Source organism: Pseudonocardia halophobica, from assembly GCF_027922425.1.
GTDB lineage: Bacteria > Actinomycetota > Actinomycetes > Mycobacteriales > Pseudonocardiaceae > Pseudonocardia > Pseudonocardia halophobica.
Genome location: NZ_BSFQ01000186.1, coordinates 1 through 781 on the forward strand (window position 1 = coordinate 1; position 781 = coordinate 781).

2 protein-coding genes are annotated in these 781 nt (G+C 74.9%); both read right to left on the minus strand.

The window, feature by feature from the left end; translation table 11 throughout:
• Positions 1 to 288: DnaJ domain-containing protein (locus PKE99_RS38050; protein ID WP_271215100.1), on the minus strand; the 288-nt coding region annotated here is incomplete at its 3' end.
• A gap of 3 nt (positions 289 to 291) precedes the next feature.
• Positions 292 to 781: nucleotide exchange factor GrpE (locus PKE99_RS38055; RefSeq protein WP_271215101.1), on the minus strand; the 490-nt coding region annotated here is incomplete at its 5' end.

Consider the following 781-nt stretch of genomic DNA (forward strand, 5'->3'; position numbering starts at 1 on the left):
CCCACGACCGGCCCGGCCACCGAAGCCGCCCGCCCCGGCACCGACGCGCTCCTCCCAGTCCTCGGGAACCCGCCGGAAGTCCTCCCCGAATCGGTCGTAGCGCTTGCGGAGCTCCGGGTCCGACAGCACGGAGTACGCCTCGTTGATCTCCTTGAACCGCTCCTCCGCCCCCGGATCCCTGTTCACGTCCGGATGGTTCTGTCGCGCCAACCGCCGGAACGCCTGCTGCAGCTCGTCGGGGCCGGCGTCACGGGACACCCCGAGTACCTCGTAGAAGTCGCGGGGCATCGGTCAGGTCTCCTGCCGCTGCGCCACGGTGACGGCTGCCGGTCGGAGCTGGCGTCCGGGGGCGCCGTAGCCGGGGCGGACCACGGCGGCCACCGAACCGGGCGGGGTCCCGGCCCCGTCGGCGTCCACCACCCCCACGACCTCGTGGCGCGCCGGATCGAACGGCACTCCGGGCTCGTCCTCCCGTCCGTAGCCGAGCCCCGAGACGACGGCGAGGGCCTGCTCACGGAGGGTGCGGATGCCCTCGACGATGGATTCGGGGTCCGCTGCGGCGTGCTCGAGCGCGCGATCGATGGTGTCGAGCACCGGGAGGAACGCCGACGTGACGAGCTCCCGCTCGCTCTCGCGCTCGCGTGCGACCTCCCGCGCGTAGCGCTTGCGCAGGTTGTCCAGGTCTGCCGCGGCGCGCCGCCAGCGGTCCTCGGCGGCGTCGAGCGCGCGCTGGGTGGGGCCGGCCGTCGCGCCGTCCGCCGGCGGGGGCCCCGATCCGCTG